Annotated in this window: 11 protein-coding genes; 7 read left to right on the top strand and 4 right to left on the bottom strand. The window is 67.6% G+C overall.

Going from position 1 to position 13734, the window contains the following annotated elements:
* Nucleotides 1-193 precede the first annotated feature (193 nt).
* A complete protein-coding gene (locus tag B1A78_RS16140) occupies nucleotides 194-1786 on the bottom strand; it encodes an isocitrate lyase (protein WP_077147944.1) in 1593 nt (530 codons plus the stop codon).
* Nucleotides 1787-1947: 161 nt separating this feature from the next.
* Between B1A78_RS16140 and B1A78_RS16135 the strand changes: the two genes are divergently transcribed.
* The gene (locus B1A78_RS16135) at nucleotides 1948-3336 is read left to right on the top strand and encodes a short-chain fatty acyl-CoA regulator family protein (protein WP_077147943.1); all 1389 of its coding nucleotides are present in this window, start codon (nucleotides 1948-1950) and stop codon (nucleotides 3334-3336) included.
* A gap of 51 nt (nucleotides 3337-3387) precedes the next feature.
* On the opposite strand, the gene B1A78_RS16130 is transcribed toward B1A78_RS16135, so the two are convergent.
* Entirely contained in the window at nucleotides 3388-3747 is a 360-nt protein-coding gene (locus tag B1A78_RS16130) for a PepSY domain-containing protein (protein ID WP_077147942.1), read from the bottom strand.
* A 123-nt stretch (nucleotides 3748-3870) separates the two neighbouring features.
* Between B1A78_RS16130 and B1A78_RS16125 the strand changes: the two genes are divergently transcribed.
* The 4 genes from B1A78_RS16125 to B1A78_RS16110 all read left to right on the top strand — a co-directional run bounded on the left by B1A78_RS16125 (nucleotide 3871) and on the right by B1A78_RS16110 (nucleotide 7638).
* Nucleotides 3871-4278, top strand: a complete 408-nt coding sequence (locus tag B1A78_RS16125; RefSeq protein WP_077147941.1) for a PepSY domain-containing protein — start codon at nucleotides 3871-3873, stop codon at nucleotides 4276-4278.
* A 3-nt stretch (nucleotides 4279-4281) separates the two neighbouring features.
* Nucleotides 4282-4938: a response regulator transcription factor gene (locus B1A78_RS16120; RefSeq protein WP_077147940.1), complete on the top strand. Its 657-nt coding sequence runs from the start codon at nucleotides 4282-4284 to the stop codon at nucleotides 4936-4938.
* Complete coding sequence (locus B1A78_RS16115; RefSeq protein ID WP_077147939.1) at nucleotides 4938-6287, top strand: HAMP domain-containing sensor histidine kinase; 1350 nt, start codon at nucleotides 4938-4940, stop codon at nucleotides 6285-6287. Before B1A78_RS16120 ends, B1A78_RS16115 begins: the two co-directional genes overlap by 1 nt.
* A gap of 79 nt (nucleotides 6288-6366) precedes the next feature.
* Nucleotides 6367-7638 carry an HD-GYP domain-containing protein gene (locus B1A78_RS16110; RefSeq protein WP_077147938.1) on the top strand — a complete coding sequence of 424 codons (1272 nt, stop codon included), beginning with the start codon at nucleotides 6367-6369 and terminating at the stop codon, nucleotides 7636-7638.
* Here the strand turns inward: B1A78_RS16110 and B1A78_RS16105 are convergent.
* Nucleotides 7635-9221 (bottom strand): MFS transporter, encoded by a 1587-nt coding sequence (locus B1A78_RS16105; protein ID WP_077147937.1) that lies wholly within the window; start codon nucleotides 9219-9221, stop codon nucleotides 7635-7637. The genes B1A78_RS16110 and B1A78_RS16105 overlap by 4 nt on opposite strands.
* Nucleotides 9222-9304: 83 nt before the next feature.
* Nucleotides 9305-11659, bottom strand: a complete 2355-nt coding sequence (locus B1A78_RS16100) for a TonB-dependent receptor domain-containing protein (protein ID WP_077147936.1) — start codon at nucleotides 11657-11659, stop codon at nucleotides 9305-9307.
* 119 nt (nucleotides 11660-11778) lie between these two features.
* Here B1A78_RS16100 and B1A78_RS16095 point away from each other — a divergent pair, with 119 nt between their 5' ends.
* On the top strand, nucleotides 11779-12543 hold the full coding sequence (locus tag B1A78_RS16095; protein WP_372236894.1) for a response regulator transcription factor: 765 nt from the start codon (nucleotides 11779-11781) through the stop codon (nucleotides 12541-12543).
* Between the two features lie 2 nt (nucleotides 12544-12545).
* On the top strand, nucleotides 12546-13734 hold a 1189-nt coding region (locus B1A78_RS16090; protein WP_077147935.1), incomplete at its 3' end, for an ATP-binding protein.

Raw genomic sequence — 13734 nt, 5'->3', positions numbered from 1 at the left:
CCAAGCTTCGCTAGCTCCTGACGGAGCAAGCTGCGCTATCCTCTCCCTCAAGGGGAGAGGAGGGTATGTCAGCTTCCCGCCCAAAAAAATGCCCGCCGGAAACCCGAGGGTTTCCGACGGACAGGCTTTCCTCCCCAGGAAAGCTCGGGGGTGCGGGGCTTGCAAGGCGCCCCGCACCGATCTCTAGCGATTGTTACGCGGCGAACTGGTTCATCGTATTGTCCTTGCCCGCCGCCTTGAGCGCGGCTTCGCCGGCGAAATATTCCTTATGGTCGTCGCCGATGTCGCTGCCCGACATGTTCTGATGCTTCACGCAGGCGATGCCCTGGCGGATTTCGGCGCGCTGGACGCCCTTGACGTAGCCGAGCATCGCTTCGTCGCCGAAATATTCCTTGGCGAGATTGTCGGTGCTGAGCGCGGCGGTGTGATAGGTCGGCAGGGTGATCAGGTGGTGGAAGATGCCCGCCCGCTTCGCCGCGTCGCGCTGGAAGGTGCGGATGCGGTTGTCGGCTTCGTCGCCGAGCTCGGTGCCGTCATAATCGACGCTCATCAGCTTGGCGCGATCGTAGGCGCTGACGTCCTTGCCCTCGGCGGTCCAGGCGTCGAACACCTGCTGACGGAAGTTCAGCGTCCAGTTGAAGCTCGGCGAATTGTTGTACGCGAGCTTCGCATTCGGGACGACTTCGCGGATGCGGTCGACCATGCCGGCGATCTGTTCGATGTGCGGCTTTTCGGTTTCGATCCAGAGCAGGTCGGCGCCGTTTTGCAGGCTGGCGATGCAGTCCATCACGCAGCGGTCCTCGCCGGTTCCCGAGCGGAACTGGTAAAGGTTCGAGGGCAGGCGGATGGGCCGCATCAGCTTGCCGTCGCGGTTGATGAGGACGTCGCCGGGGTTGCCCGCGCCTTCGACCTCTTCGCAATCGAGGAAGCTGTTATACTGGTCGCCGAGGTCGCCCGGCTCCTTCGAGAAGGCGATCTGCTTGGTCAGGCCCGCGCCGAGGCTGTCGGTGCGCGTCACGATGATGCCGTCCTCGACGCCGAGTTCCATGAACGCGTAGCGGCAGGCGCGGATCTTCGCGATGAAATCCTCGTGCGGGACGGTGACCTTGCCGTCCTGGTGGCCGCACTGCTTTTCGTCCGAGACCTGATTTTCGATCTGCAGTGCGCAGGCGCCGGCCTCGATCATCTTCTTGGCGAGCAGATAGGTCGCCTCGGCATTGCCGAAGCCCGCGTCGATGTCGGCGATGATCGGCACGACATGCGTTTCATGATTGTCGATCGCGGCCTGAACCTGCTTCGCCTTGAGTTCGTCGCCCTCGGCGCGCGCGGCGTCGAGATCGCGGAACAGCATGCCGAGTTCGCGCGCGTCGGCCTGACGCAGGAAGGTGTAGATTTCCTCGATCAGCGCCGGAACGCTGGTCTTTTCATGCATCGACTGGTCAGGCAGCGGGCCGAACTCGCTGCGCAGCGCGGCGATCATCCAGCCCGACAGATAGATGTAGCGGCCCTTGACGGTGCCGAAATGCTTCTTGACCGAGATCATCTTCTGCTGCGCGATGAAGCCGTGCCAGCAGCCCAAGGACTGGGTGTAGTTCGCGGGGTCGGCGTCATAGGCGGCCATGTCGGCGCGCATGATGCGTGCAGTGTAGCGGGCGACGTCGAGACCGGTGCGGAACTTGTTTTGCGCGCGCATGCGGGCGATGCTCTCGCCGCTAATGCCGTCCCAGGTGCCGTCATAATCGCGGATGAGGCGGCCTGCCTGCGCCATGTCTTCCTGATAGCCCATCATCTTGTCCTTTCGGTGCGGCCGGTTCGGGAGAGCGGCCGGGTGATGGGCAAGATGTGCCGTGCGGCGGCGCGAAAGTGAAAAGCTTTGTCAATAAGTTTTGTGAAATATGGCTATTTGGTGCTAATGTGCGTGTAAATTAGTAAAGAAAGTTACATGCGATGGCCGAGCGGCGGGTGTTTGCAGGGGCGGCGGTGCGGCGGGCGCGGCGCGATGCGGGGATGACGCAGGCCGCGATGGCCGAGGCGCTCGATATCTCGCCGAGCTACCTCAACCTGATCGAGCATGGGCAGCGGCCCTTAAGCGCCACGGTGATCGTGCGGCTCGCCGAGCGCTTCGATTTCGATGCGGCGAAGCTCGGCGGCGAGGAGGTGCCGGGCGGGCTTGCCGGGCTGCGGCGACGGCTCGCCGACCCGCGCTTTGCCGACCTCGGGATCGGGGGGCAGGAGGTCGAGGAATGGCTGCAGGCGGCACCCGCGACGGCAGCGGCCTTTGCGCGGCTGTTCGATGCGGCGCCCGAGGCGCGCGGCGCGGTGCAGGAGGAGGCGCCCGAGGTTGCGGCGGTGCGCCGTGCGATCGAGAAATGGCGCAACCATTTCGGCGACCTCGATGCGCGCGCCGAGGAACTGGCCGACGAACTGCGGCTGGTCGGCGGCGACCTGTATGGCACGATTTCGGAGCGGTTGCGCACGCGGCACCAGCTCGGCATCCGCATATTGCCGAGCGACGTGATGCCCGACCGGCTGCGCTGGCTCGACTGGCATGCGCGGCAGTTGATGCTGAGCGAGTTGCTGCGTCCCGCGTCGCGCACCTTCCAGGCGGCGGCGACGCTGGCGCAGGTCGAGGCGAAGGGCGAGATCGACGCGCTGGTCGCGGGGGCCGAATTCGCCGAGCCGGCGGCGGCACGGCTGTTCGAGCGGCATCTGGTGCATTATTTCGCGGCGGCGCTGATGATGCCGTACAGCCGGTTTTTGCGCGCGTGCGATGCGACGGGGTACGACCTGTTGCTGCTCCAGCGGCGCTTCGGCGCGGGCTATGAACAGGTCGCGCACCGGCTGACGACGCTCCAGCGCGTCGGCGCGCGCGGGCTGCCCTTCTTCATGCTGCGGATCGACCGCGCGGGGCAGGGGAGCAAACGCTATGCAGGGGCGAGCCAGTCGCCGCTGGTCGACGGCGACGCGCGCTGTCCGCTGTGGGGGGTGCATGAGGCCTTCGCGCGGCCGGGCGAGGTGATCGCCGACCTCGTCGAGCTTGAGGACGGCAGCCGCTGGTTCACGCAGAGCCGCAGCGTCGCAGCGCCGGGCGCGAGCGGCAGCGGGACGCCGGCGCGCTTTGCGGTATGCGTGGGGGTCGATGCCAAGGTCGCGGCGCCGCTGATCGCCGCGCGCGGGCTCGACCTGATGCGCTCGCCCGCGACCCCGATCGGGCTCGGCTGCCGCCGCTGCACGCGCACCGGCTGCGTCCAGCGCTCGATGCCGCCGCTAGGGCGGCCTTTGCGCTTCCGCGAGGGCGAGCGCGGGGTGTCGGCGTTCGATTTCGCGGGGGATTGAGGGCGCCACGGCCGTCACCCCGGAAACGGAGTGGCGGCCGTGTCACTGTCTTCAGTCGTCCCAGCGGTCGTCGAGGTCGTCATCGCGATCGATCGACAGGATGCGCTGGCCCCGGGCATCCATCCGGATTTCGAGTTCACGGCCACGGGCGTCATAGCCTTCCACCTCGATCCGCCCGTCGTCGCGGTCGACCTCTTGTACCCGCACCATGCCGGCCTGGCGCAGCGCGTCGGCATTCGGCACCGGCATCGCGCCAAAGTGGCGGCGGTCGTCATCATCGTCGTCCCAGCGCGTTTCCGACCAATAGGCCTGGCCCTTGGCCTCGGCGGGAGCGGGGCGCGCGGCGACGGTGGCCGACGTGGCAATGATGCCGGTTGCGGCGAGGAGGATGAGGGGCAGCTTATATTTCATGATCCTGTCCTTTCGAATCGTCGCCACGGCGGCGACAAGGGCTTTCTGCCACCTCGTTGCTGACGGGCGCCGCACGGCAAATGTCAGCTTGCCGTCAGCCAGTTCGCGCTATGACGCGACGGCATGCCTCGTATTTTCCTTTCCTTTATTCCGCTGGTCCTGTGGCTGGCCGCTTGCGACGGCGGCGGAACGGCGCCGCCGGTACCCTCGGATACGCCCATGGTCGCGCCGCCCGTCGTCGCAGCGACGCCCGGCGTCCCGGATGCCCCGGCCGGGCCGACGGCCGTGACGATCGCCGGATCGGGTGATCGCCGCGCGCGCCAGATTGCGGACCCGGCGCTGTTGCCGCTGTCGCGCATATTGGCGATTGCCCGCGCCCGCGTTCCGGGCGAGATCATCGACGTCGATCTGGACGAGGATGATGACGATGGGCCTGAATATGAACTGGAAATCCTGACCCCCGACGGCCGGTCGATCGAGATGAAGATCGATGCGCGTCATGGCCGGATCATCGAAGTGGAGGAAGATTGAGCGATGCGGCTGTTGCTGGTCGAGGACGATGACGACATCGCGAAGGGCGTCGCCAGCGCGCTCGAACGGGCGGGCTTCGTCGTCGACCATGTCGGCGATGGTGAGGCGGCGTGGGTGCGCGGCGGCGACGAGGATTATGAGGCCGTGGTGCTCGACCTGGGCCTGCCTCAACTCGACGGTTTGACGGTGCTGAAGCGCTGGCGCGGCGAGGGGCGTGAATTTCCGATCATCATCCTGTCGGCGCGCGGCAGCTGGCTGGAAAAGGTCGAGGGGATAGAGGCGGGGGCCGACGACTATCTGGCCAAACCGTTCGAGCCCGCCGAACTGGTTGCGCGGGTGCGTGCGCTGGTGCGCCGCAACGCGGGCCTGTCGACGTCGGTGCTGCGCGTCGGCGGACTGACGCTCGACACGCGGCGGATGCAGGCCAATGTGGCGGGGCGCGATGTCGACCTGTCGCCGCTGGAATATCGACTGCTTCATGCGCTGGCGCATAGCGGCGGCCGGCCGATGAATGCCGCCGCCCTGTCCGAGGCGTTGCACGGCACCGATGTGCTGGAAGCGAATGCGATCGAGGCGCTGGTCGCACGGTTACGGCGCAAGCTGGGCGCGGCGACGATCGCGACGCGGCGCGGCTTTGGCTATCTGCTCGCGGACGATTGATGCGGTTTCGGCCTCCATCGGCGCTCAATCGGTCGCTCAGCCTGCGGCTGTTGCTGTTCGCGGGAGTGACGATCGCGCTGGCGATGGGCGTGGCGTGGCTGGCGCTAGGGCTGTTGTTCGAACGCCATTCGGAACGGCAGTTGCAGGCCGAGCTCGAACGGCAGGGCATCGCACTTGTCGCCGCGCTCGACCTCGATATGCACGCCAGGCCGGTGTTGACGCGGCGCCTGACCGATCCGCGCTTCGACCGGCCGGGCAGCGGCCTTTACTGGCGCGCGAGCGCGCCCGCAGGTGAGTTGCGGTCGCGATCCTTGTGGGACGGCACGCTGCCGCCGCCGCCTTCGCGCGCGGTGGCGGCGGGATGGACCGCCTTTGCCGCCCGGGGCCCGTTCGAAGATCGGGTGCTGGTCGTGGCACGGACCGTGCGGCTCGACGGCACGGGACCGGCGATGCTGGTCGAGATCGCCGCTGACCGTCGACCCGTAGCCGCCGCGCGCGCCGATTTCGGGGCAGAATCGGGGTTGTTCCTGTTGCTGTTGTGGATGGTGCTGGCGCTGGCGGCGTGGGTGCAGGTGCGTCTGGGACTGCGTCCGCTTCGGGCGGTGGAATCCGAACTGGGCGCGATGTCGGGGGCAATCGATGCGCGACTGTCGGATATGCAGCACCCGCGCGAGATCGAGCCCTTGACCCGCGCGATCAATGATTTCGCCGATCGCCGGACCGACGATATCGCGCGGGCCCGCAAACGCGCGCGCGATCTGGCGCATGCCCTGAAAACCCCGATCACCGCATTGCGCATGCAGATCGAAGGGCTGGACGAGGCACGCCGGGCGCCGATGGCGCAGAGCCTGTCGATGCTGGCGGGAGCGGTCGAGGGCGAACTGGCGCGCACCGGCGAGGGGGCGCAGGGCGAAACAGCCGCGCGCGCACTGGTCGAGCGGATCCTGGCGGTGGTGTCGCGCACGCCCGATGGCGCGGAACTGGATTTCCGTAATATGCTGCCTGCCGATCTGATCCTGCCCATGCGCGAGGATGCGGCGATCGAGGCGCTTGGCGCGCTCATCGACAATGCGGCGCGGCATGCGGCGACGCTGGTCGTGATCGCGACCGAAAGCGGCCAGGGCAATGGGTGCCGAATCCTGATCTGCGACGACGGCCCGGGAATCGCCGAGGCGCTGCGTCCGGCGGCGTTGGGGCGCGGCGTGCGGCTTGATGAACGGGGCGCCCGGCATGGACTGGGGCTGGCGATCGCGCAGGATTTCGTCACGGCGAGCGGCGGGACGCTGGCGCTCGACACCGCGCCACAGGGCGGACTTTGCGTCCGGCTGGCGTGGAACGACAAGGGCTGAAATATTTATCGCTGTTAAACCGGCACTCATGCTGCCGTTAACCCTGAGAGGGCGGCGTGGGCCGCACAGGGCCAGTTGCATGTTGTTTCGCCTCAAACCGGAAGCGGCTCAGATCGGCATGTTCGTCCACGCCTTCGAGGGGCGCTGGATCGACCATCCGTTCTGGCGCCGCCGTTTTCTGATCGATACGCCTGACCAACTGGCGCGAATCCGCGCGTCGGGGATCGACGCGCTGGTTATCGACCAGAGTCGGAGCCGCGTCGCGCCAGAGGCCGCGACGGGTGCGGTTGCCATCGAGCGCCGGTCGGGCGCCGTCCGTGCGGTGACGGTCGAGCGCCGTACTGGCTGGGCCGCGGTCTCGCAAAGCGCCCGACAGACGCGCCCGGCGAGCCATGCGCAGGAGAAGCGCCGCGCCGAGCGGGTGATCGGCAAGTCGAAGCAGGCGGTAATCGATATGTTCGAAGGGGCGCGGCTGGGCCGCGCGGTCGAGGCGAAGAAGCTGGCGCCGCTGGCGCGCGCGATCGGCGAGTCGATCGAGCGCCACTCGCGCGCGCTGCTGGGGCTCGTGCGGCTCAAGCAGAAGGACGAATATACCTATCTCCACTCGGTCGCGGTTTGCGCGCTGATGATCAATTTCGCGCGCCACCTGGGCCTCGACGAGGAGGAGGTGCAGGCGCTGGGGGTCGCGGGGCTGCTCCACGACGTCGGCAAGGTCGCGATCACCGATGCGGTGTTGCTGAAGCCCGGCAAGCTCGACGCGCGCGAGCGGATGATGGTCGAGCATCACCCGGTTGCCGGGCATGCGCTGCTCGCGCAATCGGCGGACATTCCGGCGGCGGCGCTCGAAGTCGCGCTGCGGCATCATGAGAAGATGGACGGGAGCGGCTATCCGGGCGGGCTGTCGGGCGAGGCGCTGTCGCTCCACGCGCGGATGGGGGCGATCTGCGACGTCTATGACGCGGTGACGTCGGACCGGCCGTACAAGGCGGCCTGGTCGCCGTGCGAGGCGCTGACCGCGATGCAAAGCTGGCCCGGGCATTTCGACCCCGCGCTGCTCGAGCGTTTCGCCGACAGCCTCGGCATCTGGCCGGTCGGCACGCTGGTGCGCATATCCGACGGGCATCTGGGAATCGTGACGGGCAGCGGCGGCGCGGCGGGCGAGGCGATGGTCGTGCGTATCTTCTTCGACTGCGACACGCTGGCCGAGATCGAGCCCGAGGATCGCAGCTTCGCGCCGTCGGGGGGCGAGCCGCATGTCGTCGGGCGCGACAGCCCGCGTTTCTGGCGCTTCGACGATTGGGACGTCGTGCGCCACCGCGTGATGGCGCCGCCCGATCGCGGCGCGGCCTAGAGCCCGGCTTTGTCGAACACATGCCCCTCGGGGTCGAGATCGCGCAGGTCGGCGCCGCGGGTTTCGCGGCCGAAGCGCGCGACGAGGAGGAACGACAGCGCCATCGGCGCCGCGATCATCAACGCGCTGGCGGCGAGCGTCGGGACGATCGCCATGATCGCGAGTGCCTGCGCGATGACGCCGCCCAATTTGCTGCACGCGGCGACCCAGCCGGTCGCGCGGCCGCGGATGCGCAAGGGGAAGCTTTCGGCGCAATATGGGAGCAGCATCGCGATGATCCCGTTGCTGCCGACGATCAGCAGCGCGACGGGCAGCACCGGCGAGGCATGGTCGCTGAGCGCGAGCCAAAGCACCCCGGCGAGACCGATCAGGGTCATGACAATCGCCGCGAGAAGCGATTTCTTCGTGCTCCACGCATGATAGATCCACGCGACGACGAACACCGTCGGCAGCGCGATGACCGCCGAGGCGGCGAGCAATCTGCTCGACACCTCCATACTGTAGCCGCGCGCGATGAGCTCGACCGGGAGCCAGAGCAGCAGCCCGAAATTGACGAGGCCCCAGCAGATGGCGGTGAGGCTGAGCGCCGCGAGCTTGGCCGTGAAGAGGCGGCCGGCCGGCGCCGAACCCGCGTCGCGGCGCGCGACGGGATCGTCGGGGGCGACCCGGTGCATCGTCGAGCCGAACCGTTTCATCACCTTTTGCGCTTCGTCATGTCGACCCCGCGCCATCAGGAATTTGGCCGATTCAGGGATGAAGGCGCCGAGCATGACGAGCATCAGCCCGCTCGGCAGGTTGGCGAGCCAGAGAATGCGCCAGCTGAAGATCGGTTCGAGCCAAGCGGCGATCAGGCTGGCCGCGGCATAGCCGCCGACCGCACCGAGTCCGCCGACGAGCACGAGGCTCCAGCCGCGATGGCGGCTGGGCATCATTTCGGCGAGCAGCGCATAGGTGACGGGGAGCATGCCGCCCGCAGCGGCGCCCATCATGAAGCACATGCCGATGTTCCAGGCGAGCGAGGGCATCGCGCCGCAGATCGAGGTGCCGACGAACATCACCGCCGACAGCAGGATCGACGCCTTGCGGCCATAGATGTCGGCGACGATACCCCAGACGAACGAGCCGATGACGGTGCCGATCAGGGCGACGAAGGGCACCAGCGACACGGTCGCGCGCGGCACGCCATATTCGTCGATCATGCCCGGAATGGTGAAACCCAGGCTGGCGGGTTTCATGATGTCGATCACCAACGCGATCACCAGCACGCCCATCAGCCGCCAATGCGCCCAGGACAGCGGGGCATCCTCGGGCGCCGAGACCGCGAGCCGGCTCGACGCCGCCATCTGTTCGGACAGGTTGCGCGGCAACAGGCCATAGGCCGCGACCCCGACCCCGGCGATGATCAGATACATGCCCGCGATCATGCCGGGGTCCATCGGCATGCCGACCATGTGGAAGCCGATGTCGCGGCCCATCCAGAACATCGGCAGATGCAACAGGACGCCGATGGTGACGGCGATGACCCCGAGGACAAAGGCCCAGAGGCGCCGATCGCCGCCGGTCGTGTGGACGGTCTGGTTCAATGAAAAAGCCCCTTCTCCCGAAGGGGCTTCATTTCATGCCCGTGGCGGCCCCGCAATCGGGATTTCACATGCGGGGCGGCGGGTCAGAAGCGTGCGTTGACGCTGACCCAATAGCTGCGCGCCTTGTCCTTGTTATTGTAGTGATCGATGTAGGTCGGGGTGTAGGCGCCGTTCACGGGCACTCCGAAATCGACGTCATAGGCGCGGAAATCCTGGTCGAGCAGATTGTTCACGCGGCCGCTGAGCGTCAGATGGTCGTTAATGCGATATTGCGCGCCGAGGTTCAGCACCGTGTAGCTCTTGTAATAGAGATGGTCGCCGTTGACGCCGAGGCCGCGATAGCGGCGCGAGCGATGTTCGGCCGAAAGCTGCGCCGACAGCCCGTCTAGCGGCTGCCAGTCGAGCGTCGCGTTCGCCATATGCTTCGCCGACTGGGTGAGCGGCTGGCCCGCCGAGGCGCCGGTCTGCTGTTTGCTGTCGGTGTAGGTATAGTTGGCGCGGATCGACAGGCCGGTGAAGAGTTGGTAGCGGCCCGCGACTTCGGCGCCCTTGATCCGCGCCTTGTCGACGTTGAACGGGATGCTGATCGTGCTGCCGAGCCCGAGCACGGCATAATAGTCGCCGAGATTGGCGCACGGGCGCACGAAATTGGTGAGCGCGCATGGCTGGACGATCGTCGTGTCGATCTTGTCCTTGAACTTGTTGTGGAAGAGCGTGACGTTGAGCCCGCTGTTCGCCGACGGGTTCCAGTAGAGCGCAATCTCGCTGTTGACGCTGCTTTCGGGCTTCAGATCGGGGTTGCCGATGAAGGGGCTGGTGCCCTGACCGCCGAACCCGCGGATGCCGTCGTAGAGGTCGGTGGTCTTCGGCGTCTTGTAGCCGGTGCTCACGCCGCCCTTGACCGTCAGCGTCGGGCTGATCGCATAATTGGCGTAGATGCGCGGGCTGAAGTGGCCGCCGAACAGGTTGTGGTTGTCGTAGCGGATGCCGCCGGTGATGCTGAAGCCCTCGAACGGGGTCCAGTTATCCTCGGCGAAGAGCGACCAGATGCGATGGTCCTGCACCGCCTCGATCCCGCCGACCGCGGCCTCGAGCCCGAAGACGCCGTCGTCGAGCGTGCCGTCGATATATTGGCCGCCGATCACGAAATTATGGCGTCCGGCAAGGTCGACCGGAATGTCGACGCGGCCGTCGACGGTATATTGCGCGCTTTCGAGCGTACGCAGCGGGCGCGGCAGGAAGGTGCGGCCGGCAAGCGCGCGGCGGTCGGCGGCCGACATGCCGGCATAGGGCCCGGTGCCGCTGAACATCTGTTGCAGCAATTGCCGCTCGGCGACCGAGAAGGGCATGGTGCGGCCCTTGTTGTTCGTCTCGATATAGGCAAGCGACAGGAAGGCGCGCGCGAAGCCGAAGTCGCCATTATAGGCGGTCGACCAGCTGTAGCGGTCGAACACCTGCTCCTCGGTATAGCCGACGCGCGGCTGGACGACGCCGCCGGTGGCGCGCCAGATGCTCTCGATGCCGTCGAGGGTGCCGAGCGGGTAGGTGATGACGCCGGTGACCGGATCGACGATCGGCGTGTTGTCATAGACCTGCTTCGAATAATCGATGTCGAAGATGAAGCTGTGGTCGGGCGAGGGGGTGAAGGTCAGCGAGCCGCCATAGGCGCGGTTGGTGTTCGCCACCGTCTTGCCGCCGCCGCCGAAGCCGAGGCCACGGATGTGCGAAACGCCGGCGGGGTCGGTGACGGGCGCGAAATCGGGCTCCGACGGGTAGCGCTTGTAATAGGAACCGCGCAGTTTCATGCCGATGATGCCGGGAACGATCGGGCCGCTGAGCGCCGCGTCATAGGTCATGTCGTCGCCGAAGTCGGTGTCTTCCTGGATGCTGCGACCGATCGTCGCCGAGCCGGTCCAGCGGTCGAGCACCTTCTTGGTGATGATGTTGATGACGCCGCCGAGCGCGTCGGCGCCATAGAGCGTCGAGGCGGGGCCGCGGATGACCTCGATCCGCTCGATCGTGTCGAGCGGCGGGATATGGTTGAACTGGTTGCCGCCGAAGCTGTTCGGATAGATATCGCCATGGTTGTTCTGGCGGCGGCCGTCGATCAGCACCAGCGTATAGTCCGAACCCATGCCGCGGATCGAGATCGTGCGCTGGCCGGTCTTGTCCGAGGTTTCGCCGACGTCGACCCCCTCGATATCGCGGACCGCATCGATCAGCGTCATATAGGGGCGCTCGCGCAGCTCGACCTCGGTCACCACAGTGATGCTGGCGGGGGCGTCGGTGATCTTCTGCTCATAGCCCGCGGCGGTGACGACGATATCGTCGCCGGGCGCGTCGCCCGCGTCCTCGGCGGCGGCGGGTGCGGCGATAAAGGCGGCGGCGATCGCGACGAGGCTGGCGCTGCGCGAGGCGGAGAGAGAAAGCTTATTCATATTTACCCCCGATAATGCGAATGATTATCATTGACATTCGGGGGGCGAACTGGTGCGGACGGCGCCTTGGGTCAATCGCGAAGACGCCCGCCGGGCGCAGGAGCAACACTTTGTCACAATTGGCGATAATCGAGCGGCCGACGGGTGCGGAGCCGACGAAGGCGCCGGCGATCCCGCAGCATATCGTCGTCGTCGACGACGATGCCGGGGTGCGGACGCTGCTGTCGCGCATCCTGCGCGAATGCGGTTACGACGTCACCGGCGCCGCCGACGGTACAGAGCTCGAGGCCGCGCTCGGCGAACGGCAGGTCGACCTGGTCCTGCTTGACATCATGTTGCCGGGCGCCAGCGGGCTCGACCTGTGCGGGACGATCCGCACGCGCAGCCGGGTGCCGATCATCATGATCAGCGCGCGCGGGCAGGAAAGCGACCGCGTCATGGGGCTCGACCTCGGCGCCGACGATTATATCGCCAAGCCCTTCGGCCGATCGGAAGTGCTGGCGCGGGTGCGCGCGGTGCTGCGCCGCGCCGCCGACACGCATGTGCCGCTCGACATCCCGGCGCCCGAGCGCTTCGACTTTGCGGGCTGGTCCTATCATGCGCGGCGACGCGAATTGTTCGGCCCGTCGGGCGCCGAGGTCGAGCTGACCGCCGCCGAGCATGAATTGCTGCTCGCGCTGCTGCGCTATCCGCAGCGGATGATCGGGCGCGAGCGGCTGCTCGAGCTGGCGCGCAGCCGGATCGCAACCTCGACCGACCGCAGCATCGACGTGCTGATCAGCCGGCTGCGCCGCAAGCTGGGCGACGGACGCAAGACGCGACCGCTGATCCGCACGATCCGCGGCGTCGGGTACATGTTCGCCGCCGACGTCACCGTCGCCTGAGCATGCGCCGCCGTCCCCTCGGCATGGTCGGACGGATCGCGCTGGTGCTGCTGTGCGCGGTGGCGCTCGAATTCCTCGGCAATGTCGCGCTGCAGCGCTGGCAGGAGCGCGAGCTGATCGGCGGCCCCGAGGTCGAGGCGATCGCGGCGCGGCTGGTCGCGGCCGAGCGCGCGGCGCTGGTGCTGCATCCCAAGCATCGCGGGCGCGAACTGCAGGCGCTGGGCGGGGGCGGCGTGTCGCTCAACTGGGTGCCGCGCAGCGTCATCACCGATTATAGCGGCTCGTTCGAGCAGCTCGCCGAGATGCGCGCGCGGTTGGTGCGCGCGGCGCCGGGGCTCGCGGGGCGCGAGCTGCGGCTGACGCTGATCCCGTCGGCGACGGCGGGCGAGCGCGACCTGATCGGTGCGCTGCACCTCGCCGATGCGACTTATATCACGTTTCGCGTCAGCCCCTATCTGGGCGCGCCGCCGTCGCCGGGGGCGGTGATCGCGATGCATCTGCTGCTGGTCACGACGGTGCTCGGCCTGGCGCTGGTGATGGTGCATGCGCTGGTGCGGCCCTTGCGCAACCTTGCCGAAGCCGCCGACGCGACGGGGCAGGGGCGTGTCGGTGCGGTCGCGGTCGAGGGGCCGCCCGAGGTGCGGCGCGTCGCGACCGCGTTCGCCGCGATGCAGCGCCGCCTGCTCGACGCGATGGAGGATCATACGCATGCGCTGGTCGCGGTGTCGCACGACCTGCGCACCCCGATCCAGCGGCTGCGGCTGCGCGCGTCGCTGCTCGAAGAGGAGGAGGCGCGCGACGCGATCACCGCCGACCTGGTCGAGATGGAGCATTTCATCGAATCGACGCTCGCCTATTTCCGCAGCGGCGAGGATGAGGCGGCGCGGCTGATCGACGTCGCGGCGATCGTGTCGACCGCCGCCGATAACGCCGCCGACATGGGCGCCGCGATCGCGTGGCGCGGTCCCGACGAGATGCTCGTCACCGCGCGGCCGCTGGCGATCAAGCGCATCATTGCGAACCTGGTCGACAATGCGCGGCGCCATGGCGAGCGGATCGAGCTGATCCTTGCCGACATGCCGGGCGGACGTTTTGCCATCGCGGTCGAGGACGACGGCCCCGGCATCGCCGCGGACCAGCGCGCCGAGGCGTTGCTGCCGTTCCGCCGCCTCGACAACGCGCGCGCGCGCG

This window comes from Sphingopyxis sp. KK2 (genome assembly GCF_001990265.1).
GTDB lineage: Bacteria > Pseudomonadota > Alphaproteobacteria > Sphingomonadales > Sphingomonadaceae > Sphingopyxis.
Note: the sequence above shows the minus strand (reverse complement) of the source record. Positions and strands in the feature narration are given on the sequence as shown.

Coding starts and splice junctions, on each gene's coding strand:
- B1A78_RS16130 (WP_077147942.1), bottom strand. CDS start 3,747: ATGAAATATAAGCTGCCCCTCATCCTCCTCGCCGCAACCGGCATCATT.
- B1A78_RS16125 (WP_077147941.1), top strand. CDS start 3,871: ATGCCTCGTATTTTCCTTTCCTTTATTCCGCTGGTCCTGTGGCTGGCC.
- B1A78_RS16140 (WP_077147944.1), bottom strand. CDS start 1,786: ATGGGCTATCAGGAAGACATGGCGCAGGCAGGCCGCCTCATCCGCGAT.
- B1A78_RS16110 (WP_077147938.1), top strand. CDS start 6,367: ATGTTGTTTCGCCTCAAACCGGAAGCGGCTCAGATCGGCATGTTCGTC.
- B1A78_RS16100 (WP_077147936.1), bottom strand. CDS start 11,659: ATGAATAAGCTTTCTCTCTCCGCCTCGCGCAGCGCCAGCCTCGTCGCG.
- B1A78_RS16115 (WP_077147939.1), top strand. CDS start 4,938: ATGCGGTTTCGGCCTCCATCGGCGCTCAATCGGTCGCTCAGCCTGCGG.
- B1A78_RS16135 (WP_077147943.1), top strand. CDS start 1,948: ATGGCCGAGCGGCGGGTGTTTGCAGGGGCGGCGGTGCGGCGGGCGCGG.
- B1A78_RS16120 (WP_077147940.1), top strand. CDS start 4,282: ATGCGGCTGTTGCTGGTCGAGGACGATGACGACATCGCGAAGGGCGTC.